Raw genomic sequence first — 23,713 nt, 5'->3', positions numbered from 1 at the left:
GTATACTCCTGGCCATGGAACTTTTCAGTGCTGCCGAATCGAACGAAAAAGCCCCCCTCGCCTACCGGATGAGTCCCCGAAACCTCGACGAATACATCGGGCAGTCTCACATCGTCGGTCCCGGCAGGCTTCTGAGACGGGTCATTCAGGCGGACAGGCTCTCCAGTCTCATCTTCTACGGACCTCCGGGCTGTGGAAAGACCGCCTTGGCACGGGTAATCGCAGGAACGACGAAAAGCGCCTTCGATACCCTGAACGCCGTACTCTCCGGGGTAAAAGAGCTTCGTCAATCTATCTCCTCGGCAAAAGAACGCAAAGAACTTTACGACAAGCGGACCATCCTTTTCGTGGACGAGGTACACAGGTGGAACAAGGCACAGCAGGATGCTCTGCTTCCCTGGGTGGAAAACGGTACGGTGATTCTCATCGGCGCAACCACGGAAAACCCCTTTTTCGAGGTCAATCCGGCCCTGGTCAGTCGTAGTCGAATCTTTCAGCTCAAGCCCTTGCGTAAAGATGATTTGTATGCGGTGGCCCACCAGGCCCTTAACGACCGGGAAAGGGGATACGGCAAGTGGATGGTACGTTTCGAGGAGGGTGCCCTGGAGCACCTCATTGCTGTGGCTTCAGGGGATGCCCGAAGCCTGCTTGGAGCCTTGGAGCTTGCGGTGGAGACCAGTGTCGATTCTTTCCCGCCGCCGGAGGGAACGGAGCTCTTCGTTTCCACCAATGCGGCCGAAGAGAGCATCCAGCAAAAGGTGGTACTCTATGACAAAGACGGTGATTATCATTTCGATGTGGCAAGTGCCTTTATAAAATCGATTCGGGGCAGCGATCCCGACGCGGCCCTCTACTGGATGGCACGAATGGTCCGGGCCGGTGAGGATCCGAGGTTTATCTTCCGAAGGATGCTGATCAGCGCCTGTGAAGATATCGGCCTTGCCGATCCCCATGCCCTCGGTGTGGTAGAGTCGGCGGCCGCAGCCTTCGACAGGGTCGGCATGCCGGAGGGACGATTCCACCTCACCCACGCGGTGCTCTACCTTGCCACCGCTCCAAAATCGAACAGTTCCCTCGCCTTTTTCGATGCCCTTAAGGCGGTGGAAGAGGATACCAAAAGCGAGGTGCCGAACCATCTTCGGGACGCCAACCGCGACAAGGAGGGTTTCGGCCACGGCGAAGGCTACCTCTATCCCCATGCGTATCGGGACCACTGGGTTGCCCAGCACTATCTCCCCGAGCAGATGCGAGGCCGCCTCTTCTACCGCCCATCGTCTCAAGGCTATGAGGAGCGGGTCAGAGACCAGGTGACCAGAAGACGGGAGGCACAGCTGGCTTTGGGCCAGATGGAGGATCCCGGCGAAATTCTCAGCTTCGGTAAACCCGGCGGGAAAGAGGCACGATGGCTTGCACGCCTGGCCGACAATGCCTCGGAAAACCTTATGATGCTCAGAAAGGCTATCTTCGACGAAGCAAAACCGGCTCGTCATGAACTGGTCCTCGACCTTCGGGCCGACGACGGATTGCTGCTCTGGGAGGCGTGCAGAAAGAGCCCCGAAGGCGGGGTTTGGGGAGCGCTCAGGAGTCGGGAGGCGCTCCAACGGCTGGAAGGCTATGCATCCACCCTGGACGATCCCGGTCGTCCCTCGCTTTTTATCGCGGGATCCGAGCCGCTGAGGAAAGGGATTCCGGAGGAGATCTCCTTTGAGGTGGTGATAGGAAGAAACCACTTTCTCAGGCTCCCGGAAAGTGAGCATCCCAGGGAAATGGAAACCATCTTTTCCGTCCTAAAGCCGAAAGGCCGATTCGTCGTCGCCGAGACCATTCCCAAATACGGAATGAGACTCTCCGATGCCGTTGTAAGCATCGCACCTCAAGAACGATCGCTGATCGAACTTTTGGAAAAGGCGGAAGAGAGCATATATGAAACAGGGACGAATGATGCAACCTCCTGGGATGAGAAGAGTCTCACGGACCATGCCGCTGCGGCGGGTTTTCAGGTCGACACCCCCCGCTTTTTTCCCCTTGAGGAGGAGCGCACCATAGGAAGCAGAGAACTCAAACGCTGGCTTTCCCCATCCACCGAAGGCGGATACGGAGCATGCATCTCCCAACTGAATTTGGCGGACATCAGGGAAACGGAAAAACGTCTTACAACGATTCTCGCAGGTCATCCCATTCCCTGGCGAAGAAAGCTCGCACTTTTGAAATTCCACAGGTAAAACAGAAGCGTCGGCGGGTTGACATTTTCTCCAAATCATTTATGATGTTCCCACCAATCGGATCTTGTCTGACCGAAACGTTGAGCGGTATTGACAAAAAGCGTGAAATGATGCAGATTTCCTCCTGCACAATTCACGGTGGGTATAGTTCAACGGTAGAGCGCCAGATTGTGGTTCTGGTTGTTGCGGGTTCAAATCCCGTTACCCACCCTACGCGATATGCGTCCGTAGCTCAGCTGGATAGAGCGCCGGACTTCGAATCCGTAGGTCGCAGGTTCGAATCCTGCCGGACGTATTACAGTTTAATCATTGGGCCGTTAGCTCAGCTGGGAGAGCAGCAGACTCTTAATCTGCGGGTCGAAGGTTCGATCCCTTCACGGCTCAATTCGAAATGTGCTCTTGACGAAGAAGGGCGTTTCGTGTTAATCACTGCGAGAGTGGTGAAATTGGCAGACACGCCAGACTTAGGATCTGGTGCCGAAAGGCGTAAGGGTTCAAGTCCCTTCTCTCGCAAAGAAAGGGGCAAGAATCAATTTCCGGCGAGAGTAGCTCAGCGGTAGAGCTCCACCTTGCCAAGGTGGATGTCGCGGGTTCAATTCCCGTCTCTCGCTCTTTTCCAAGGCGATCTGGAGCCATTCCGGGTCGCCTTTTTTTATTCCTCCCTCCCGTGGCGGTTTGCTAAAAGAGGGATTTTGTGTATATTCAACAAATACGACGATAGAGAGGTTAGGGAATGATCGCAAATAAAGAAGTGCAGCATCTTGAAAACTCTGCGGTAAAGCTTACGGTCACCGTGGAAAAAGATGCGGCAAAAAAACAGTATCAGGATCTTCTTGCCAATTACGCAAAACATGCTCAGATTCGCGGGTTCCGAAAAGGAAAAGCACCGGCAAAGATACTCGAGCAGAAATACGGCGAAGGGATCAGAGAAGAAGCAACCGTAAAACTGATCGAGGAAAGTCTGAAGCAGGTTTTTGAGGAAATTGAGGAAAAACCCCTTCCCTACTCTCAGCCTGAATTAGCGGACGAAAAAGAACTCGGAAAAATCGAAGACGGAGAAGATTTTACCTTTGCCGTTGTCTATGATGTTTACCCCGATGTAAAGCTGGGCAGCTACGAGGGTTTTGAAATTGAGGTCCCCGAAGTAAAGGTAACGAAAAAAGATGAAGACCGCGAACTCGAGAAGATCCAGGAGCAGAACTCCATGGTCGTCGAAAAAGCGGAAGGAGCCAAGGCTGCGAAAGACGACATCGTAACCGTCAACTACGTCGAACTGGACGAAGAGGGAAAAGAAAAGGACGAAAGCCGCAGGGAAGACTTCGTTTTCACCGTCGGAACTGAATACAACCTCTATAAATTCGATGACGATATCATCGGGATGGCCAAGAATGAGGAAAAGCTGATCGAGAAGAGCTTCCCCGAGGATTACGACTACAAAGAACTCGCCGGTAAAAGTGTCAAGCTTAAGGTCCTCGTTACGGCAATAAAAGAAAAACAGGTTCCGGAACTTGACGATGAGCTGGCGCAGGATGTAAGCGACAAATACGAAACCCTCGCCGATCTTCGAAAAGATATTCGCAGGCAACTGGAAGAAAGCCTCGAAAAGAAGTTTCGTGAAGTAAAAAGTGAAGCGATCTTCGACAAGATCATCGAAGGATCGGAGCTTGCTGTTCCCGCTTCCATGCTTACCGCGGAATTGGAAAACTCATGGCAACGTTTTGTCCAGCAATCAAGGATGCCTGAAGAGCAGCTGGTACAATTTCTTCAAATTCAGGGGAAAAGCAAGGAAACCGTTTTTGAGGAATGGAAACCCCAGGCAGAACGGAGCCTAAAGGTTCAGCTTTTGATGGAAAAAATAATAGAAAAGGAATCGCCGGAAGTTACCGATGATGAAGTAGAAGCCGAGATCCGAAAACAGGCGGAAGAGAACGGACAGGAGTTCGATGAGCTGAAAGAGGCCTTCGAGAAGAATGGCCTTATGGAAATGGTAAAGAACGATCTGCGCAATAGAAAGGGGTTTGACCTCTTGATAGAGAAAAACAAGATAAAGACGGGGAAAAAGGCCGATTATCTGGACTTCATGCAGGATAAACAGTAAGTTGGATAAAGGTTCACAGATGAGGGGAGCAGGAATGAAGGAACAGATGAACAACCTTGTGCCGTATGTTGTTGAGCAAACGGGAGTCGGAGAGCGAAGTTACGATATTTTTTCCCGGCTTCTGAAAGATAGGATTGTTTTCCTTGATGGAGAAATTAATGATGCAACCGCGGACCTTGTGGTGGCTCAGCTGCTTTTTCTTGAATCTCTTGATCCGGAGCGGGACATCAGCCTTTACATTAATTCTCCAGGAGGAAGTGTAACGGCAGGTCTCGCAATCTATGACACCATCCAATACATCAAGCCCGATGTACAGACCATTTGTATGGGACAGGCGGCAAGCATGGCTGCCCTTATGCTTACCTGCGGAAGTGCGGGAAAGCGCTTCGCACTTCCCTCTTCAAGAATTCTGATCCACCAGCCCTGGGGAGGCGCTCAGGGCCAGGCGGTTGATATCGGTATCCAGGCAAAGGAAATTGTTCGCCTTAAACAGCTGACCATACGTTACTTTTCCCAGCATACGGGAAAAGGCGAAGAAGTTATTGCACGAGACTTGGAACGTGATTACTTTTTATCGGCCGAAGAGGCTGTGGCGTACGGGATTATCGATAAAGTTCTCGTGAGGGAGAAAAATGGCGAAAAACAAAAATGAATCCAATAAGGTGTGTTCCTTCTGCGGAAAAAGCAGCGAGCATGCCAGACGATTGATTGCAGGCCCCGGGGTATTCATTTGTGATGAATGTGTTCATGTCTGCATGCGTATTTTAAATGATGAGGATGAGGTTGTTTCGAGCGATTTTCTCGAAGATGTTCCCACTCCCCAGGAAATTCATAAATACCTGGACGAATACGTTGTCGGTCAGGAGACCGCAAAGAAGGTCCTGTCTGTTGCTGTCTATAACCACTACAAGCGAATCGCGCAGCGTGGAAAGATAGAAGACGATATCGAAATCGAAAAAGCCAATGTCCTTTTGCTTGGTCCCACGGGAACGGGTAAAACCCTCCTTGCAAAAACCCTTGCCAGGAAATTAAAGGTTCCCTTTGCAATTGCCGACGCCACTACGCTCACCGAAGCGGGATATGTTGGCGAAGATGTGGAAAATATCCTCCTGAAGCTGATACAGGCAGCCGGTAATAATATTGCCGCCGCCGAACGGGGAATCATCTATATCGACGAGATAGATAAAATCAGCCGAAAGGGTGAAAATGTATCCATCACCCGTGACGTATCGGGAGAAGGGGTGCAGCAGGCCCTGTTGAAAATCATCGAAGGGACCATAGCTTCCGTCCCGCCCCAGGGGGGAAGAAAGCATCCGAATCAGGAAATGATACGGATCGATACCACAAATATCCTTTTTATTGTGGGAGGCGCCTTTGTCGGCCTCGACAGAATCATTGAACAGCGGGTTGCCCAGCATCCCCTCGGTTTCGGTGCCAATGTTATGGCAAGCAGTGAGAAGGACCTCTCCGCTCTTTACAGCAAACTCCATCCCGATGATTTGGTGAAATTCGGACTCATACCGGAGTTCATCGGCCGTTTGCCCATTCATGTGACACTTTCCGATCTCTCGAAAGAGGACCTGACGAGGATCGTTTCAGAACCGAAGAATTCCATTCTGCGCCAGTATCAGGCGAGCCTGAAGCTGGATGAGGTCAATCTTGTGTTCCAGCCAGGTGCAGTGGAGGCCATCGCGGAAAAAGCGCTTGAGCAGAAGACCGGCGCAAGAGGATTGCGGGCCATTGTTGAGAATGTCATGCTTGATATTATGTACGAAATTCCCTCCATCGAAGGAGCTAAGCAGGTCGTTGTCACCCGCGACGTAATCGAAAAGTCGGAAACTCCGGAGATTATACTAGACAAGAAAAGTGCATGAAGCTGAAAGATTTGAGCCTGAAAAATGGTAAAAAGGAGCTCCCTCTGGTCCCGCTGAGGGAGCTCGTTGTTTTTCCCCACATGGTGGTTCCCTTCTTTGCAGGAAGGGCCGAGACTATCAGCGCCATTGAAGCGGCCATGGGAAATGATCGAATGGTTTTTCTTGCCTGCCAACGACGGGACATTGAGGCACCCACGGAAGACGACGTTTTTGAAGCCGGAAGCATAAGCAAAATCCTTCAGATGCTGAAACTGCCCGATGGTACCCTCAGGGTACTGGCAGAGGGAATGGAGCGAGGAAAGGTGGTACGATTTTTAAAGAAAAAGGAGTACCACCGCGTTCAGGTTGAGCCGATTATCGATGCCAGGGAAGTTGGTAAGGAGAGTGTCCCCCTCATGGCGGCGGCACGAGACGCATTCAGACGCTACACAAAACATCAGAAAAAAATCGGTCCGGAGATCCTTGCTGCCGTCGAAAAGGCAGAATATCCCGATAAACTTGTCGATCTGATCTGTGCAAATGTGCAGATTGCGCCCGAGAAAAAGGTGGAGATCATTGAGAAAGATCATCCCAATGAACGGCTTGAACTGCTTGCCGTGACCCTCGAGGCCGAAAACGAGATGCTGGAGCTTCAAAACAAGATCAATTCCAGGGTCAAACAACGGCTTGAAAAAAATCAGCGGGAATACTTTCTCAATGAGCAGCTGAAACAGATCAACAAAGAACTCGGAAAAGAGGACGATGACGGTTCTGGTTCAAAGGAGCTTCGAAAGCGTATCGAAGCAAGGGAAATGCCAACAGAGGTGTGGGAAAAAGCGGATAAGGAGCTTGCGAGACTTGCGCGGCTTCAGCCCATGAGTCCCGAGTCGGGGGTTTTACGAACCTACCTCGAATGGATAGCGGATCTCCCATGGAGTGAGGCAAGTGAAGATAACCACGATATCGACCTGGCGCAAAAGATCCTGGATGAGGACCACTATGATCTGAAAAGGGCAAAAGAACGTGTCCTCGATTTTCTTGCGGTCAGACAACTGCAGGGAAAAGGGAAAGGACCTATCATCTGTTTTGTGGGACCTCCCGGTACAGGAAAGACCAGCTTAGGCAGATCCGTAGCCAGGGCCCTTGGACGAAAGTTCGTACGAATCAGCCTCGGCGGAATCAGGGATGAGGCGGAAATTCGGGGCCACCGCAAAACATATGTAGGGGCCCTTCCCGGTAAAATCATCCAGTCGATGAAAAAGGCACAGGCCGTCAATCCTGTTTTCCTCCTTGATGAGATCGACAAAATGAGCAGTGATTTTCGGGGAGATCCGGCATCGGCCCTTCTTGAAGTACTCGACCCGGAACAGAACGGAACCTTTGTTGATCATTACCTTGAGGTTCCCTACGACCTTTCCCGGGTCATGTTTATCACCACCGCGAACAGTGTCCACACCATTCCCCTCCCCCTGCGGGATCGAATGGAAGTCATCGAAATACCCGGATATACGGACTACGAGAAAGTGAGAATTGCCAAGGACTTTATTATCCCCAAGCAGCTCAAAGAAAACGGCCTGCCGTCCGATTCGATAAGCTTTCGAAAAGAGGCCCTTACCACCATCATTCGAAACTATACCATGGAATCAGGGGTGAGGAACCTTGAGCGGGAAATCGCCTCTATCATCAGGAAAACGGCTCGGGAAGGACTCAGCAAGGGGGTCCTGCTCCCCCGGCTCCAGAAGCCGGACGATGATACAGAACCCAAAGAGGCTCTGCAGCAATCGGAAACAAAGGCCTTCTCGGCTATCATCACTCCCAAAACTGTGGAGCGTTATCTTGGCGTTCCCCGCTTTGAAAACGATCTTCTCTATCGAAATGGGAGACCCGGACTTATCAACGGCCTGGCATGGACCGAGTTGGGAGGAAAGCTGCTACCGGTCGAGGTTGCCCTGCTTCCGGGAGACGGCAAACTCATCCTAACAGGCAACCTCGGGGATGTCATGAAAGAAAGCGCCAGAATAGCCCTCAGTTTCATCAGCTCCTGCGCTCATGAGTTCGGGGTCGAACCTTCTGCACTCAAGGAACAGGATATCCATGTTCATGTTCCGCAGGGGGCCATTCCTAAAGACGGTCCATCGGCAGGCATCACTATAACCACGGCAATTCTTTCGGCCTTAACCGGCCGCATCGTTGAACGGCATATAGCCATGACCGGAGAGATAACCCTAACAGGGAGAATTCTTGCAATCGGCGGTTTAAAAGAGAAGAGTCTGGCCGCACGAAGGAACGGGATGACTACAATTTTGCTTCCTGAAGACAACAGAAAGGACGGAGGCGAGCTGCCAAGAGAAGTAAAGTCGAAAATCGAATTGGTCTATGTCGCCACGATCGGAGACGCTCTTCGCTTTTTATTCCCGAACGACTAATTACCGACCTCTAAGAAGCTTTTTTGCTTGATTTTCATCGTTCGGAAACGATATACTCTATACCAGGATTGTCTACAAGGAGGAAGTGTCTTGAAAAAAGCCATAACCATTACCCTTCTCGCCGCACTATTAACAATTGTAGCTCTGTCGTCTGTGGCGGCTGAAGAATCCCCATATTTCGTCAAGACCGTTTCCATTTCCAAGGTCTATAACCACAGGCTTGGTTATCGTGTCGTTTACATGACGAACGACTTTCAGTTCAAGGTTCTTTATATCCCGCAGGCTTGGTTTGCCGTCGCCGGTCAAAGCGGCGAAATCCCGAAAGCGGAATTGGTATTGGGAAACGACCCTGCATACCCCTACTTTTCCATTTTCTGGAAAGACGGCCAATTTGATCACATACGACTCTATCTTAAAAAGGATTTGAACGATACCTCGTGGGGAGACGCCAGTACTCTAGGGGATATCGATAGCAACTTCAATGTGGAAACGCTTAGTCTGGAGTTCTAAGTCTCCAGATGTATGGCCTACGGTCAAGTCGGCCGTGAACCGCCCCCCGGGGCGGTTTTTTATGTATAAGGAGTATCTATGCCGATAGGATCCATACCGGACCCTTTCCTCTTGGTTTTCCAAAGTTTTGACGAATTTCTGATTATCGGTCATGAAGATCCGGATGGGGATTGTCTCGGAAGTCAGATTGCTTTGGCATCATTTTTGAATAGATCGGGGAAACGGGCCAGGGCCCTCTCATCGGGCCCTTTTCGAAGGGCAGAAATCAACGACCTTGCAGATAGGGTTGCCGATCATGTGCCGCCAATGGAAAAAGGTTCGAAACGGGCAGCCGTAATCGTTGATTGTTCAAGCATCGACAGGATCGGCTATCTTGCAAAAGAGATCTCGGGACTGCCGACCTTGGTCCTTGATCACCATGCCTCCGGTGGTGATCCGGTAGGTAGCGCTGCATCCTGCATCGACCCGGGAGCTCCTTCGGTAACCTATTTGACACTTCTTCTGATTGAAGGGCTCGGGGGAATTCCCACTAGCGAGGAAGCCCGGCTGCTGCTTTTCGGCCTTGCAACCGATACCGGTTTCTTCAGACATGTAACACATGGCGGCGAGGAAATCTTCAGCGTCGCGTCCAGACTCTGCCGCTATGGAGCCGTTCCCAAGGATGCATATCAAACGATGTACGGGAACAGAAGCCTTGTTTCGAAGAAGTTGATAGGAAGAGTGCTTGACAGGGCTCAGCCTCATATCGGGGGCAAGGTTCTCACAAGCTACCTTACCGTCGACGATGAAAAGGAACTTGGCTTTGGTGAAAGAGATTCCGACACCATATACGGGCAACTTCAGGCCGTTGCCGGGGTTGATGCCGTTCTATTCTTCCGCGATGAGGAGCCCGGGGAAATCTCCGTCGGACTTCGATCGAATCTTGTGCTGGATGTCGGTGCAGTCGCCCAGCAGTTCGGCGGAGGGGGCCACAAGCATGCGGCAAGTTTTCGCAGTAAAGAACAAAGGGATCAGCTGGAACGTAAGCTTTTGTCAGTTATCGAAACAATGTATTCTTAAGATTCGTTAAGGAACTTTCATAATTTACATGTAAACGCCTTCTTTTTTGGAACACTTTTTGCATAATGCCTCAAAAAAACCCAAAAGGAGTCGTAATGAAAAAAGATGAGCACAAAACCTTAACCGAATTGTATCTTCTTCATCAGAAAGGCATGGTTCCCTGGAACACATTGAAGAACGAAACCGAAATCTACTGCTACGAGATAGCATGTCGTATGTTTAGGGACCAAGATGCATGTATGACCGCCTTCGTTGAGCAGGTCTTCGACAAAATTCCGGCAATGCTTCAAAAATTCCAGTACAAAGGTCACCCCCTGGAACATTATCTGTCCAAAACAATAACCTTGCGTTGCAAAGCAATCCGCTGCCGGGTGGCGAGGAAACGGCAGAGGGAGCTCCTGTGCCGATGCTATCATTACGCCTCCTTTGAGAACGACCTCAAACGTGAATGGTTTGCTGCCGAATATACGAATCAAAACGCTTTTTTTATTGAGGAAACGAACGACTACGACGGCTCCATCAGAAAAACGACATCCCCCAAGAAAATACTATTGCTGGCCTTGCGGGAGGCGGAGATGCTCGACGATCCCCTCATCGGGAAGCTATCCGAAATAACGGGAAAGAGTGTAGATACGTTAGTTGATATGGTCACCCAATTGCGGGCATGCATCGAAAAACGGAAAAGCCGGTATCATCAGCTTAAAGAGCGAAGAAACAGCGCCTTCGCAAAAATGATCGAACTGGAAATAAAGCTGTGGGAATGTAACGATCCGGCAGAACGAACGTCCTTACGGGAAGCGATTGTACACCAACAAGAGCGTATTCGAAAACTGGATGTTCAGCTACGAAACAAGCACTGGCACCCTACCCAGTCGGAGATTGCCGAGGTGATAGGCATTCCCAAAGGGACCGTGGGTTCCGCCATTCACTACCTTCACTGTTCGTTTGAGAATTTCTTTTCGGTCGACGATGAAAGTGATGGTGAGTCCAGCGCCGCATGAGGCAGGATCCACTTTCTTGCACAAAAGCTCCCGCTGCGTTACTGTTTGCTCATGAATATTTTTGTGGCAACCAATAATATGCACAAGGTAAGGGAACTTTCGGCTATCTTAGCCGGCTGGCAGCTCAAACTTCCGGCAGAGGCGGGAATTCGTTTTGAACACGAAGAGATCGGTTCAAGTTTTATGGAAAACGCACTGGGGAAGGCTCAAGCCCTTTTTACTCAGCTGAAAAAACCCGTTATTGCCGATGATTCGGGATTGGTGGTACCGGCCCTGGGAGGAGAACCCGGAATCTACTCGGCCAGATATGGAAGCCGTCCGGGAGAAGCGAACATGGAAGCCGCTGAGCGCAACAACTACCTCCTTCAGAAAATGCAAGGGATGCAGGAACGGCGCGGCTTTTTTGTCTGCTGCATGGCACTGATCGTTGGAGAGGAAAGGATTTTTACCGTTCAGGAAATTTTTCCGGGAGAGATAGCAGAAGCGCCTTCCGGTGAGGGAGGGTTTGGCTACGACCCGATCTTTTTCCTTCCCGAATACGGGAAAACGGCGGCACAGCTCTCCGACGATGAAAAGAACAGGATCAGTCATCGGGGCCGTGCAGGGGTGCGAATGGCCGCCATTTTGGATTCATTACGAAACAACACATAAGGAGACCTTTATGAGCAGTGAACAACGCAATACGATACCAGAGCGGTCCGCGATACCTGAGACCGACCAGTGGGATCTCTCTTCCCTTTTCTCGGACCAGAAGGGCTGGGATGATGCCTATGCAAAATTGGAAGCAGGGCTCTCCACCCTGCAATCTTTTAAGGGAAGCCTCGGAACGGGCCCGGAACAACTGAAGCGCTACCTCGATACCATCACCGAGCTCGAGCTTCTTGACGAACGGCTTGGCTACTGGGCCCATCTGAGGACCTGCGAAGATGCGGGAAACAGCGGACATCAGGAGCGCTTTTCCCGTTACATGGCCCTGGCAACCCGATTTGCTGCGGAAACAAGCTTTTTTACGCCTGAGCTGCTGACAATCGATCAGGAAAAGATCTCCGCCTGGCTTGAGCTCGATGATTTTGCCGATTATAAAATCGCCCTTGAAAAGATTCTTCGATTTCGGGAACATACCCTCTCGGAGCCGGAAGAGCGGCTGCTTGCAATGCAGGCCGAGGTCCGGCAGACCCCTAGCCGGGCCTTCTCCAACCTCTGTGATGTCGACTTCGATTTCGGAACTATAGAAACCGAGCAAGGGGAAAAACCTCTCAGCCAATCCACCTTTGGTTCATTTCTTATAGACCCCGACAGAACAATCAGGGAACAGGCCTATCGTCAGTTCTATTCGGTATATAATCAGCATAAAAACACACTGGCAACCCTCTATGAAGGCAGCATTCAGCAAGACATCTATCTTGCCAGGGTGAAAGGCTACGGTTCGGCCAGGGAAAAGGCTTTATTTCCCGACCAGGTACCCGAAGCGGTCTACGATAATTTGCTTGCAACGGTCAGAGAAAACCTTCCCCTCCTCCACCGCTATTACGCGCTCAAAAGAAAGGCCCTGGGCCTCCGGGAATTGGCCCACTGGGATGTCTATACCCCGATCATCGGCAATATCAAAACGGATTACCCCTATGAAAGGGCCGTCGAGACCGTTACACATGCCCTTAGTCCCCTTGGCGAGGAGTATTGCACCACCATTAAAAAGGGACTTCTCGGGGGATGGGTCGACCGCTATGAGAATAGAGGAAAGCGCTCTGGGGCCTTTTCCGCCGGGTCATATGCGGGAGATCCCTATATCCTTCTCAATTACAAACGGGAGGTGCTTAGGGACCTCTTCATCATAGCCCATGAGGGAGGGCATTCCATGCACTCCTGGTATTCGGCGGCCAACAATCCCTTCGCTCACTATCAATACACCATCTTCGAAGCAGAGGTGGCATCAACCTTTAACGAGCAGCTCTTGGCCCACTACCTGACCGAGCATGCAGAAAACAGTCAGATGGTTGGTTACATAGCGGCAAAACAAGCGGACGACATAGTAGCCACCCTCTTTCGGCAAACCATGTTCGCTGAATTCGAATTTTTGGTGCATCAGCGGGTGGAAAGCGGAAAGCCGCTAAGCCTCGACCAATTTCGGCATATATACCGAGGGCTCTTGAGCGACTATTTCGGTCCGGACTTCGTCTTCATCGAGGAAAGCGACCTTGAAGGGCTCCGCATCCCACACTTCTATCGGGCCTTCTACGTTTACAAGTACGCCACTGGGCTTGCTGCATCAATGGCCCTCTCCGATATGGTCTTGTCGGGCGGGGAAACAGAACGGAAGCGCTACCTCTCCTTTCTGAAAAGCGGCGGGCGCTATTATCCAATCGAATCGCTTCAAAATGCAGGGGTGGACATGGCATCCCCCGAACCGGTACGCCAAGCCTTGAGTCGCTTTCAAGTAATCCTCGAGCGTCTCGAAAAGCAGGTGTAAGCGGCCAGATCCTTCCGTGCCCTGCTCAGGGTGCGGAAGAGGACAAGAGCCGTAGCTGCGACCAGCGCGGCAGTTTATCCTCCATGCTCTTCATCAAGCCCGTCGGAATGGGGCTTGATGAAGGGAGTACAAGATAGTGCAGCGGTCGAAGCCTTTCCGCAGCTACGCCTTTCAGTTTGCTATAGCGGAGCCAACTTGTTTCGGCCTTTCGTCCGTTGAAGCAGACGCTTGTAATGGTTGGACAGCTGAACAGCAGGCCAAGCAGATCATTGTACGCCTCTTCCCGAATAGCCGAATCAAGACTTCCCTTTCGCCGGCACGAGGCAAGCACATCCCAAAGGGCGATATGATGCTCCCTGAGGAAGGCTGTCCGTGAATCATATGAATCGGGAAGCACTTCGCCGTAGATTGCAAAGATCAGAGGCCAGAAATGGTTCCGGGGATTTCCGTAGTAGCGGTTCGTTCGCAGACTTTCAAGGCTCGGCATACTCCCCAGGATGAGAACTCTGGGCGTATCGCCGATGATCGGGGGAAACCCCTTGGCGACAATCTTACCGCTCGCAATGTCATCCAGTCGGATCTCATGGTGCATGCCCATAGCCTATCCTCTGATACAAGAAAGCAAAAGCCATTCGCCGGAAGAAAACAGCAAAATCTATTGACAGATGGACCCAACTTGTTGTATCTTCTCCCACGTTACACGCTGCAGTGGTGGAATTGGTAGACACGCTAGCTTGAGGGGCTAGTGGAGGTTGACTCCGTGGAAGTTCAAGTCTTCTCTGCAGCAGACGAAAAGCCGATCGAATTCGTTTCGATCGGCTTTTTTTGTTGTAAAATCCATGGTTTGAAATTTGATTTCTTTAAATTTGACAAGGGCATTTTTTGGGATGATAATTATGCAACATTTTACAACAGGAGGCCATATGAGAAAAATTAGTGCCTTTTTAGCCATCCTCCTTTCGGGGGGGATATTGTTTGCAGGGGGGACCCAGGAGGCTTCGGGGGAAAAAAGCAAGCCCGCCGACTACAAAATCGTCCTGATACTTCCCGGTCCCATTAACGATCAAAGTTGGAATGCGACAAACTATGCGGGGCTTGTCGCCTGTAACAAAGAGCTGGGCACCAATATGGAATACATCGAAAATGTCCCTGCCGGTGATTACGAATCGACGTTCAGAAACTATGCCGAACGGGAATACGACCTCATTATGGCCGCAGGTACCCAATTCGACGAGGCTGCCAATAAAATCGCTCCCATGTATCCAAACACAACCTTTTGTGTCGTGAATGGTTTAATGGCAAAATCGGAAAACGCTGCTCCTATTTTTCCCAAAGAATACGAGGCAAGCTATCTTGCTGGTATCATTGCCGGTTATCTTACCGAAACGGGAAAGATTGCAACGGTCGGCGGTTTCCCAAACAAAGCCATGATAGACTTGCTCGATGTATACGAAGCCACGGCAAAGCAGTATGCTCAGGAAAAGCGGGGAAAGAGCATCGAAGCGGTACGAGCGTATGCAAACTCCTGGAGTGACCTTGCTCTTGGAAAGCAGATGGCCGAAACGATGATCGACAACGGCGCCGATGTTCTTTTCTTCTATGCAAACCAAGTAGGTCTCGGCGCCATTCAGGCGGCAAAAGAAAAGGGAGCCATGTTCATCGGATTCTCCAGCAACCAGAACGATGTTGCACCTGATACCGTTCTGGCAAGTATCGGATTTGATTTCGCCACTTTCTACAAATGGGCCGTTGGAAACTATCTGGCCGGAAAACTTGAAGGCGGTAAGGTAAACAAAGCAGGATTGGCCGAAGGCATTTTTGTTCCCTATTATGGGAAAAGTATCCCGAAGGAAATAAAAACGGCAGTGGACGATGCCACAAAAGCCGCAATAGCAGGGAACGTCGACTTTGAATCGATGTTCTCCGGTTCATTTTAGCATAAGCTATCGACCAGGTCACCGGCTGTCGCCGGTGACCTTTTTTAGGCCCCACAGGGAAAATATATGGATACACCATTTGTAGAGTTAAGAGGGATCAGCAAATATTTTGCAAAAGTGGTTGCCAACAATAATGTTTCTTTCTCGATTCATAAAGGGGAAGTCTTGGCACTGTTAGGTGAAAATGGTGCCGGAAAAAGCACGATAATGAAAATTCTCTATGGCCTTTATCAAGCAGAAGAGGGAGAAATTTTCATTAATGGTCGAAAAACGGATATAACGTCTCCACGCGATGCCATGGGGAAAAAAATCGGTATGATCCAGCAGCATTTTGCACTTGTACCTCCCCATACCGTTACGGAAAACATCGTAATGGGAAGTCTTCACGGGATCCTTAATATCCAGGACTTACGGCAGCGCATTGTCGCCCTTGCCGAACATTACGGCTTTGATGTCGATCCCGACAGCTATGTAAAGGACCTTCCGGTCGGGCTGCAACAAAAAGTCGAAATCCTAAAGGCCCTCTATCAGGATGTTGAGCTCCTGATTATGGATGAACCCACGGCGGTTTTGACACCCCAGGAAGCCGATAATCTAATGCAGTTTGTAAGGCAGTTTGTGGAAAAGGGGAATGCCGCCGTATTTATCACCCATAAAATGAACGAAGTCATGAAAGTAGCAGACAGGGTCGTTGTCATGCGTAATGGAGCGGTGCTGGGGGATTTGGAAAAGAACGGTACCAATGAGCATGAACTGTCGTCACTCATGGTTGGGAAGGAAATTTTTCCTTTGGAAAACCGCAGACGCTCACACTCGGGCACTGGTTTTGAGGTGGATGGGCTTACAGTCACAGATCATCGAAGACACAGGGCTCTGGACAATATCGGTTTTACCATCGGAAAAGGTGAAATTCTGGGCATCGCAGGAGTGAGCGGAAACGGCCAACAAGAGCTCGGAGATGCCATCATCGGCGCATTGGCTGCGGACTCGGGTGATATCAGGATCGACGGAGAGAGTATCTGCCATCTTACCGTGCGGGAACGAATAAAGAAAGGGATTGGATACGTACATGCAGACAGGCATGCCGTCGGTCTTGTTCTGGATATGTCCTTAGGGGAGAATATGTTCCTCAAAAGCAGCTTTGACAGGGTCGCGGCCAAAGGTATCGTTATCGATCGGAAAAGATTTAACGACTATGCCGACAAAGCAATCAGCGATTATTCAATAAAAACGTCAGGTCGGGAAGAGCAGATGAAGGGACTTTCCGGCGGAAATCAGCAGAAGGTGGTTGTTGCACGGGAGGTCGATATCGGCAGAAAGCTTATCATCTTCGATCAACCGACACGGGGACTCGATCTTGGTGCAATCGATTATGTGCATAAGACGATTCTTGCAGAACGGGACAAGGGAAAGAGTATTCTACTGATTTCGACGGAGTTGTCGGAAATCTTCGCCCTTTCCGACAGAATAGCTGTCATCTACAATGGGAAGCTGCTGAAAACCATGGACCGAAAGGATGCCTCAATCGAGGAAGTGGGGCTGCTTATGGCCGGTATCACAGAGGAGGAACAACATGAACCCTAAAATGCGAGATCTGATCGTATCTTCCTTCCTTTCTGTTTTCCTCGGACTATTTGTAAGCGGGCTGCTCATGCTTTTCCTAGGGGCAAATCCATTCTCAGTCTACGGACGCCTTTTTTCGTTTCTGGTACGGGACGGATATACCTTCGCCGATATCTTTGTAAAAGCTACTCCTCTTATTTTCACTGCTCTTGCCTTCGCCTTTACCTTTAAGGCAAACCTCTACAATATTGGGGCCCAGGGACAATTTTATATAGGAGCCCTTACATCGGTTGCCGCTTCACTGCTGATAGGGCCGAGGTTACCGGGGATTTTTTCTCTGGTTCTCATTCTTATCGTAACGGCTCTTGCGGGGGGCATATGGGGAGGCTTTGTCGGTTTTGTAAAAGCCCGATTTAATGCCAACGATTTTCTGGTCAGTATGATGTCCGTCTATGTCGCCCTTGCTTTGATGAACTATCTGCTCAGAACCGTACTGATAGAAACAAAGCATGAATATCCGCAGACAAACCCAATTGCGGATACACTTTTTATTCCGACAATCATCCCAGGAACAAGGCTTCATGCAGGTTTCATCATAGCAATCCTGGTCGCCATCTTCTGCTGGTGGTTTCTTTACAAAACAACGATAGGATTCCGGATCCGTGTTGTAGGATTGAATCCCGTAGCCGCCGGCTACGCAGGCATAGAATCAGGTAGGATTTATATCATTGCATTCCTCATAAGTGGCGCACTTGCAGGGATGGCCGGATTCACCGAGGTAAACGGGGTTCAGCATATGCTGGTGCAAGATTTTAATACCACGATAGGGTCGGAGGGAATCGGCATAGCCATTCTGGCAAACGCCCACCCAATCGGCATCATTTTCGGCGCAATCCTCTTCGGGGCCCTGAAGGTAGGAGGATCGATTCTCGGACAAACCTCCGGCATCCCTTCTAGTATCATTGGCATCATGGAAGGCTTCGTCATGATATTCGTCTTATTATCCTTCTGGGTAAGAAAGAAGCTGGAACTTCGTCGGGATATTGCAAAATTGAAAACCGGAGTAAACCGATGATCAACATCATAGCACGTGCACTTTTGATGAGTACCCCTCTTTTGATTGGTGCCACTGCCGAGGTTATCGCGGAACGCGCCGGGGTAATGATTATAGCTGTGGAGGGGATTTTTCTCATCGGAGCCTGGGGCGGCTTTGTCGGTGTCTACACAACAGGAAGCTATCTGACGGGCTTTTTTCTTGCGGCCCTTTTAGGTTTGTGCGTTGCACTTATCTACGGATGGATCACTATCATTCTCAAGCAGCATCAAATCGTAACGGGAACAGCGCTTAATATTTTCATAGCGGGAATCGTCGCTTTTTTTCATCGTGTCATTTTTGGGGTCCCATTGCTACCGCTGACTATTGAACCGCTGGAAAAGTTACCTATTCCGCTTTTGTCGAAAATACCGGTTATTGGAGGGCTTCTTTTCGACCAAAGCATACTCACCTATGTTGCCTTTCTTTTAGCCCTTACTGCCTATTTCATCTTATTTAAGACCGCGGCGGGATTGGTCATCCGCTCAGTCGGCGAGAATCCCGTTGCCGTTGATGTTGTAGGTATCAGTGTAGAAAAAGTACGTATGCTCGTCATCCTGATTGCCGGAGTGCTTGGCGGAATAGCAGGCTCCTTCTACTCTGTTGTCTATCTGGGAATGTATACCGAAGGTATTATAGGAGGACGGGGCTGGATTGCATTTGCCATCTGTTTCCTCGGAAACTGGAATCCCATCGGCGCAATTATAGGGGCACTTATCTTCGGTGTCGCCGAATCTATTGCAATTTATATGCAATCCTCCGGAGGAGGCTTTCTACCGAATGAGGTGTTCATCGCCCTTCCCTACATCCTGACGATCATACTTACCATAAGTCGAAAGCAATTCAACGTCCCTGCGAAACTCGGTGTCTCATACATCAAAGAAAACTAAATCGTTCAAGAACGGCAGATCACATCTTGTGATTCTGCCGTTCTTGATTGTCTTTGACCCGTAGAAAAAATACCTATACAATAAAACTTGTACACACAAGCAAACAACATGAAAACAGTGTCAGAAAAAAACAGCGGGATACCATTATATCTGCAGTTGAAACAAATCCTGAAAGATGCGATCTTCAAGGTGAAGTATGAGGATGGTGGACCTCTGCCCTCTGAGCCGCGGCTTGCCTCCCTGTACGATGTGACCCGGCAAACGATACGGCGCGCTTTATCCGAATTAGTACAGGAAGGACTTGTAAGGGAAATTCGAGGGCAAGGCTCTTTTGTCAGCATTCGGGAGGTCACCCACAGCATCTGGGATTTCAACGGTTTTACCGATTATGTCACATCTCTTGGCAAAAAGCCGACATCAATCGTTCTCACTCATGAGATTGAACATTGTGGAAAGGTGGCAAAATGATTACGATTAATCAGGGCAAGAGACACAATGGACGACTTCGGCAATCACTATCTGACCATCGACACCTCACTCATCTCCCTGACTCAATTTCCCGATATCGATCTCTACGATTTCGGCTCATCATCATTATATCGTGTGATGCGGGAGGTTTACAGGATACACCCGGCCAGAATCGAAATGAGGTTTTTTCAATAAGCCGTTGAAGCTTGTATGGAAATTCATCTGCATGTAACACATGCGGAAAAACAAAAGGAGAGGTAGATGAAAGCAAAATGGGTTGCCGTATTGATGTTGGTGTTGGTTTCTTTTTCGCTTTATGCCGCAGGAAGCCAGGAGACATCAAAAGATGAAAATGTTCTTGTCGTCGTGAACTGGAAGGATTACGGATCCAACAGTGAAGAGGTTATTCGGCATTTTGAAGAGTCCTATGGTTGTAAAATCGTACACGAATATATGGCATCAGAAGAAGAACTCCTTACAAAACTTCGAACAGGGGGAATGGGAAAATTCGATGTGGTTCTGCCAAACGCCTCGGTCCTTCCCATGGCGATCAACGAAGGGCTCATCGAAGCGATAGACACATCAAAACTGGACAACTATGACGATGTGTTTGCAAAGTTCAGACAACTCCCTGAGAATTCCAAAAACGGGAAGCTCTATGCGGTTCCTTGGGTATGGGGTTCTACGGCCATTGCCTACAACAGCGATATGATACAGGAAAAGGTTGATACCATCTCGGTGCTCTGGGACCAGAATTACGCAGGAAAGATTGCCTTTCGGGACGATTACAACGATGCTGTCATGACTGCCGCAATCATCCTCGGCCAGGACCCAAATCATCCCTCCGACTTAGAGGCGATCAAGGCAAAACTTATCGCACAAAAGCCCCTGAACAGAACATACTGGAAGACGGGTGATGAATTCTCAAAGCTCTTTGCAAACAAGCAGATCGCCGTCGGCATGATGTGGAGCGGTCAGGCAGCTGCCATGAAGCTCAACGGAGAACCTATCGAATACGTGATTCCCAAAGAAGGGGCCATCGGCTGGGTCGACAACTGGGCGATCGTGAAAGATGCCCCCCACAAGGATATGGCCTATGCATTCATCAACTACATGATCGGAGAGGCGTTTCAGAAGGCATGGGTTACCAGCGGAGGCCCGGCACCTGTCAATCAGCGAGTTGCAGAGGAGTTGGATCCGCAGTTTGTGAAGGAGAACAATCTTGGAGAAGATGCGATCAATAAGCTCTTCTTCATCGCCTACCGGGACAACAGCACAAAGACCGAGTGGAATGAGCTGTGGCAGGAGGTCAAGGCCAAGTAATAGTCTTGTTATGGTGAGCCCGGATTCTTTTGGGAGCCGGGCTCTTTGGTCCTTTACTAGTGTTCCGCCATGGATCTTTCTTCAGAGTAGTATCATGGAAAAGAAAACAATCTTTTTATTAAGCCCGTCGGCCTTCATGCTCATCAGCTTTGCCGTTGTACCGCTGTTTATCATGTTCGCATACAGCTTCCAGGGCGACGACGGCAGCGGATTTGTAGGCCTGGCAAACTATGCCAGATTTTTCAGTAAATCATTCTATCTCAAACTAACCCTCAAAACCATGAGAATGAGCCTTCTGGTTACGGTGATCAGCCTGTTGATTGCCTATCCTATGGCCTTTATTCTGGCAAAGCTCATTGCAAAGGGAAAAAACATCATTCTCATGCTCATCATTATCCCCTTCTGGTCGAGTCAACTGATTCGTGCTTATTCCTGGATGAATCTTCTCCGGGACGGCGGAATACTTGATATCGCATTGCAGCATGTGCATCTTAGCTCGGGAGAGGGATTGGGTATCCTCTTTACACAGACGGCGGTCATTATCGGGCTGGTCCATATATTCTGCCCCTATATGATTATCACCATCTACATGACCCTGGAAAAGATAGATGATTCCCTGCTGGAGGCATCACGCAGTCTCGGAGCACGACCCATTACGACCTTTCGCCGCGTTATTCTCCCCCTCACCGAAACGGGCATCATAAGCGGCGCCATTTTGGTATTCGTCCCCTGTTTGGGCAGCTTCGTCGAGCCGAGAATTTTGGGAGGTACACAAGGATCGGTCATAGGTACGGTCATCGAAGACCAGTTTTTTGAAATTTACGGCTGGAACTTCGGCTCGGCGATAGCCTTTCTTCTCCTTGTGATGGTACTTGCCTCAATGGGGATTCTCTCCGCCCTGCGAAATCGGAGGGTGCGTATCGATGGCTAAGAAACTGTTCGGATGGATATACACAGGCCTGCTCCTACTCTTTCTTTACACGCCGATCGTCGTCCTCATGGTGATGTCTTTCAATACGTCACAATACAACGCCCTTCCCATAGAGTTTTCCCTCAAATGGTACAAGGCCCTGGCAGGGAATGAGAAAATTGTTCAGGCAACCATCAATAGTCTTTGGATCGGAGCCGTTACGGCCGTACTGTCGGTAATTCTTGCCACATCCCTGGCCCTTGGAACGAACCTTGCAGGAAGGAAGACACGAACGGCCATGCAGTCTCTGGTTATGCTGCCGCTTACGATGCCGTGGCTGATCATGGGGCTATCCCTTCTGCTGCTTTTGCGAAGTTTAGGCTTGGACAGGAATTTTGTTCTCCTCTTGATAGGACACTTGATTATTTCTCTCCCCTACTCGGCACTGGTCATTATTGCCCGTGTCCGGGATATGGGAAAAGAAACCCAGGAAGCATCGAGCAGCCTCGGAGCCAGCGATTGGACGACCTTTTATCGGGTCACCCTTCCGATGATGCTGCCCGCCATGCTTTCCGGCGGTTTTCTATCCTTTATGATCTCTTTTGATAATTTTGTTATTTCCTATTTTCTGATTCCCACGGGTACCACGACCCTGCCGATGGAGATCTATTCTTCGATAAAGTTCGGCTTCACACCGGAGATGAACGCGGTGGCAACCATCATCCTGCTCGCTTCGCTGAGTTTAATCGCAGTCACGGCGGCGGTGATGAGATCATCAATCAGGGCACTTTTCAAAAGTGACAAGGGAGATGCATGATGGCATATTTGGAAGTGCGAGAGCTGAGTAAGATCTACGACAGAACGACCGTGCTGGATAACATTGGTTTTGATATCGAGGAAGGATCCTTTCTATCCCTATTGGGCCCATCCGGCTGCGGAAAAACAACAACCCTGAGGTTGATAGCGGGGTTCGAAAAGCCGGAGGGAGGCAGCATCCGTTTAAATGGCACTATCATAAATGGAATCCCCACCTTTAAGCGTAATATCGGCATGGTTTTCCAAAGCTACGCCCTGTTTCCCCATATGAGCGTGGAACAAAACGTCTCTTATGGTCTGGAACAGAGGAACCACAATCATAGAGAGATAAAAAAGAAGGTTGCAGAAGCCCTGGAAATGGTTCGGTTGACCGGATATGAGAAACGGAAGCCGAAACAGCTTTCGGGCGGTCAGCAGCAACGGGTTGCCCTTGCCAGGGCACTGGTGATCAGGCCGAGCCTGCTCCTTCTCGACGAAAGCCTTTCGGCTCTCGATAAAAAACTACGGGTCGAAATGCAGGTTGAACTTCGTCAAATCCAGAAAGAGGTTGGAATCACGACTATCTTTGTGACCCACGACCAGGAAGAGGCTTTAACCTTGTCCGATTATATTGCCGTTATGGAAAAGGGAAAGATTGTCCAGCTTGATACACCGGATACTGTGTATGAACATCCCAAAAACAGCTTCGTCGCAGATTTCCTCGGCCAGGCAAACTTTTTTTCAGGGGTCGTAAAGTGCGAAGGAAATAATGGATATCGGCTCATGATGGACGAAATGCAATATCTACCTTTCCGTTGCGATGAATTTCTGGAAGACGGCACACACTGCACGGTATCGGTGCGCCCTGAAAAGATCACGATCTCGGATAGGGAAGAGCATCAGGCAATCAGAGGGAAGATTGAATTCATTACGTATGCCGGAAATCTCTCGATTTTTAGGATCAGGGCCCTTGGGCAGGAGATCAAGGTACAGCAGCAGAACATCTCTGCAGGACAGCGAAAATTCGTTGCCGGGGACTCGATCTTTCTCTCATGGGAACCGGAAAGCACCTTGATCTTAGAAAGGGAAAAGGAATAG

At 49.8% G+C, this 23,713-nt stretch carries 21 protein-coding genes and 6 tRNA genes; 26 read left to right on the top strand and 1 reads right to left on the bottom strand.

Features of this window, described 5'->3' with window-relative positions; genetic code table 11:
• Window positions 1–14: 14 nt before the first annotated feature.
• The 15 genes from F459_RS0112640 (at window position 15) to pepF (ending at window position 13,636) form a co-directional block, all read left to right on the top strand.
• A complete protein-coding gene (locus tag F459_RS0112640; protein WP_020613085.1) occupies window positions 15–2,222 on the top strand; it encodes an AAA family ATPase in 2,208 nt (735 codons plus the stop codon).
• Between the two features lie 138 nt (window positions 2,223–2,360).
• A tRNA-His gene (locus tag F459_RS0112635) sits at window positions 2,361–2,432 on the top strand.
• An 11-nt stretch (window positions 2,433–2,443) separates the two neighbouring features.
• Window positions 2,444–2,517 (top strand) — tRNA-Arg (locus F459_RS0112630).
• 16 nt (window positions 2,518–2,533) lie between these two features.
• Window positions 2,534–2,606 (top strand) — tRNA-Lys (locus F459_RS0112625).
• 47 nt (window positions 2,607–2,653) lie between these two features.
• Window positions 2,654–2,735, top strand: a tRNA-Leu gene (locus F459_RS0112620).
• Window positions 2,736–2,761: 26 nt separating this feature from the next.
• A tRNA-Gly gene (locus F459_RS0112615) sits at window positions 2,762–2,833 on the top strand.
• Window positions 2,834–2,955: 122 nt separating this feature from the next.
• Window positions 2,956–4,320, top strand: coding sequence for a trigger factor (gene tig, locus F459_RS0112610; protein WP_020613084.1), 1,365 nt, complete (start codon window positions 2,956–2,958; stop codon window positions 4,318–4,320).
• Between the two features lie 34 nt (window positions 4,321–4,354).
• Window positions 4,355–4,972 (top strand): ATP-dependent Clp endopeptidase proteolytic subunit ClpP, encoded by a 618-nt coding sequence (gene clpP / locus F459_RS0112605; protein WP_020613083.1) that lies wholly within the window; start codon window positions 4,355–4,357, stop codon window positions 4,970–4,972.
• Entirely contained in the window at window positions 4,953–6,194 is a 1,242-nt protein-coding gene (clpX, locus tag F459_RS0112600) for an ATP-dependent Clp protease ATP-binding subunit ClpX (protein WP_020613082.1), read from the top strand. Before clpP ends, clpX begins: the two co-directional genes overlap by 20 nt.
• Complete coding sequence (gene lon, locus F459_RS0112595) at window positions 6,191–8,599, top strand: endopeptidase La (RefSeq protein WP_020613081.1); 2,409 nt, start codon at window positions 6,191–6,193, stop codon at window positions 8,597–8,599. Before clpX ends, lon begins: the two co-directional genes overlap by 4 nt.
• A 90-nt stretch (window positions 8,600–8,689) precedes the next feature.
• Complete coding sequence (locus tag F459_RS0112590; protein ID WP_020613080.1) at window positions 8,690–9,109, top strand: hypothetical protein; 420 nt, start codon at window positions 8,690–8,692, stop codon at window positions 9,107–9,109.
• A 78-nt stretch (window positions 9,110–9,187) separates the two neighbouring features.
• Window positions 9,188–10,168 (top strand): DHH family phosphoesterase, encoded by a 981-nt coding sequence (locus F459_RS0112585; RefSeq protein WP_020613079.1) that lies wholly within the window; start codon window positions 9,188–9,190, stop codon window positions 10,166–10,168.
• Window positions 10,169–10,263: 95 nt separating this feature from the next.
• Window positions 10,264–11,169 (top strand): hypothetical protein, encoded by a 906-nt coding sequence (locus F459_RS0112580; protein ID WP_020613078.1) that lies wholly within the window; start codon window positions 10,264–10,266, stop codon window positions 11,167–11,169.
• A 51-nt stretch (window positions 11,170–11,220) separates the two neighbouring features.
• On the top strand, window positions 11,221–11,820 hold the full coding sequence (gene rdgB / locus F459_RS0112575) for an RdgB/HAM1 family non-canonical purine NTP pyrophosphatase (RefSeq protein ID WP_020613077.1): 600 nt from the start codon (window positions 11,221–11,223) through the stop codon (window positions 11,818–11,820).
• Between the two features lie 10 nt (window positions 11,821–11,830).
• A complete protein-coding gene (pepF, locus tag F459_RS0112570) occupies window positions 11,831–13,636 on the top strand; it encodes an oligoendopeptidase F (RefSeq protein WP_020613076.1) in 1,806 nt (601 codons plus the stop codon).
• Between the two features lie 25 nt (window positions 13,637–13,661).
• Here the strand turns inward: pepF and F459_RS0112565 are convergent, their stop codons facing one another.
• Window positions 13,662–14,228, bottom strand: coding sequence for a DNA-deoxyinosine glycosylase (locus F459_RS0112565; protein WP_245540170.1), 567 nt, complete (start codon window positions 14,226–14,228; stop codon window positions 13,662–13,664).
• A gap of 110 nt (window positions 14,229–14,338) precedes the next feature.
• On the opposite strand from F459_RS0112565, the gene F459_RS0112560 reads away from it, so the two are divergent.
• From F459_RS0112560 to F459_RS0112505, 11 genes are all read left to right on the top strand, one after another.
• Window positions 14,339–14,423 (top strand) — tRNA-Leu (locus F459_RS0112560).
• Between the two features lie 136 nt (window positions 14,424–14,559).
• The gene (locus tag F459_RS0112550; protein ID WP_020613074.1) at window positions 14,560–15,573 is read left to right on the top strand and encodes a BMP family protein; all 1,014 of its coding nucleotides are present in this window, start codon (window positions 14,560–14,562) and stop codon (window positions 15,571–15,573) included.
• 66 nt (window positions 15,574–15,639) lie between these two features.
• Complete coding sequence (locus F459_RS0112545; protein WP_020613073.1) at window positions 15,640–17,157, top strand: ABC transporter ATP-binding protein; 1,518 nt, start codon at window positions 15,640–15,642, stop codon at window positions 17,155–17,157.
• The gene (locus F459_RS0112540; protein ID WP_020613072.1) at window positions 17,147–18,211 is read left to right on the top strand and encodes an ABC transporter permease; all 1,065 of its coding nucleotides are present in this window, start codon (window positions 17,147–17,149) and stop codon (window positions 18,209–18,211) included. The genes F459_RS0112545 and F459_RS0112540 overlap by 11 nt, the downstream gene beginning before the upstream one ends.
• Window positions 18,208–19,119 carry an ABC transporter permease gene (locus F459_RS0112535; protein ID WP_020613071.1) on the top strand — a complete coding sequence of 304 codons (912 nt, stop codon included), beginning with the start codon at window positions 18,208–18,210 and terminating at the stop codon, window positions 19,117–19,119. The genes F459_RS0112540 and F459_RS0112535 overlap by 4 nt, the downstream gene beginning before the upstream one ends.
• Window positions 19,120–19,227: 108 nt before the next feature.
• The gene (locus F459_RS22285) at window positions 19,228–19,587 is read left to right on the top strand and encodes a GntR family transcriptional regulator (protein ID WP_020613070.1); all 360 of its coding nucleotides are present in this window, start codon (window positions 19,228–19,230) and stop codon (window positions 19,585–19,587) included.
• Between the two features lie 27 nt (window positions 19,588–19,614).
• Window positions 19,615–19,782 (top strand): hypothetical protein, encoded by a 168-nt coding sequence (locus F459_RS23950; protein WP_020613069.1) that lies wholly within the window; start codon window positions 19,615–19,617, stop codon window positions 19,780–19,782.
• A 66-nt stretch (window positions 19,783–19,848) separates the two neighbouring features.
• The gene (locus tag F459_RS0112520; RefSeq protein WP_020613068.1) at window positions 19,849–20,910 is read left to right on the top strand and encodes an ABC transporter substrate-binding protein; all 1,062 of its coding nucleotides are present in this window, start codon (window positions 19,849–19,851) and stop codon (window positions 20,908–20,910) included.
• Between the two features lie 94 nt (window positions 20,911–21,004).
• The gene (locus tag F459_RS0112515; RefSeq protein WP_026295020.1) at window positions 21,005–21,841 is read left to right on the top strand and encodes an ABC transporter permease; all 837 of its coding nucleotides are present in this window, start codon (window positions 21,005–21,007) and stop codon (window positions 21,839–21,841) included.
• Window positions 21,834–22,637: an ABC transporter permease gene (locus F459_RS0112510; protein ID WP_020613066.1), complete on the top strand. Its 804-nt coding sequence runs from the start codon at window positions 21,834–21,836 to the stop codon at window positions 22,635–22,637. Before F459_RS0112515 ends, F459_RS0112510 begins: the two co-directional genes overlap by 8 nt.
• Entirely contained in the window at window positions 22,637–23,713 is a 1,077-nt protein-coding gene (locus F459_RS0112505) for an ABC transporter ATP-binding protein (RefSeq protein ID WP_020613065.1), read from the top strand. The genes F459_RS0112510 and F459_RS0112505 overlap by 1 nt, the downstream gene beginning before the upstream one ends.

Source organism: Sediminispirochaeta bajacaliforniensis DSM 16054 (assembly GCF_000378205.1).
Classification (GTDB): domain Bacteria; phylum Spirochaetota; class Spirochaetia; order DSM-16054; family Sediminispirochaetaceae; genus Sediminispirochaeta; species Sediminispirochaeta bajacaliforniensis.
This window is presented reverse-complemented; position numbering and strand designations above follow the sequence as displayed.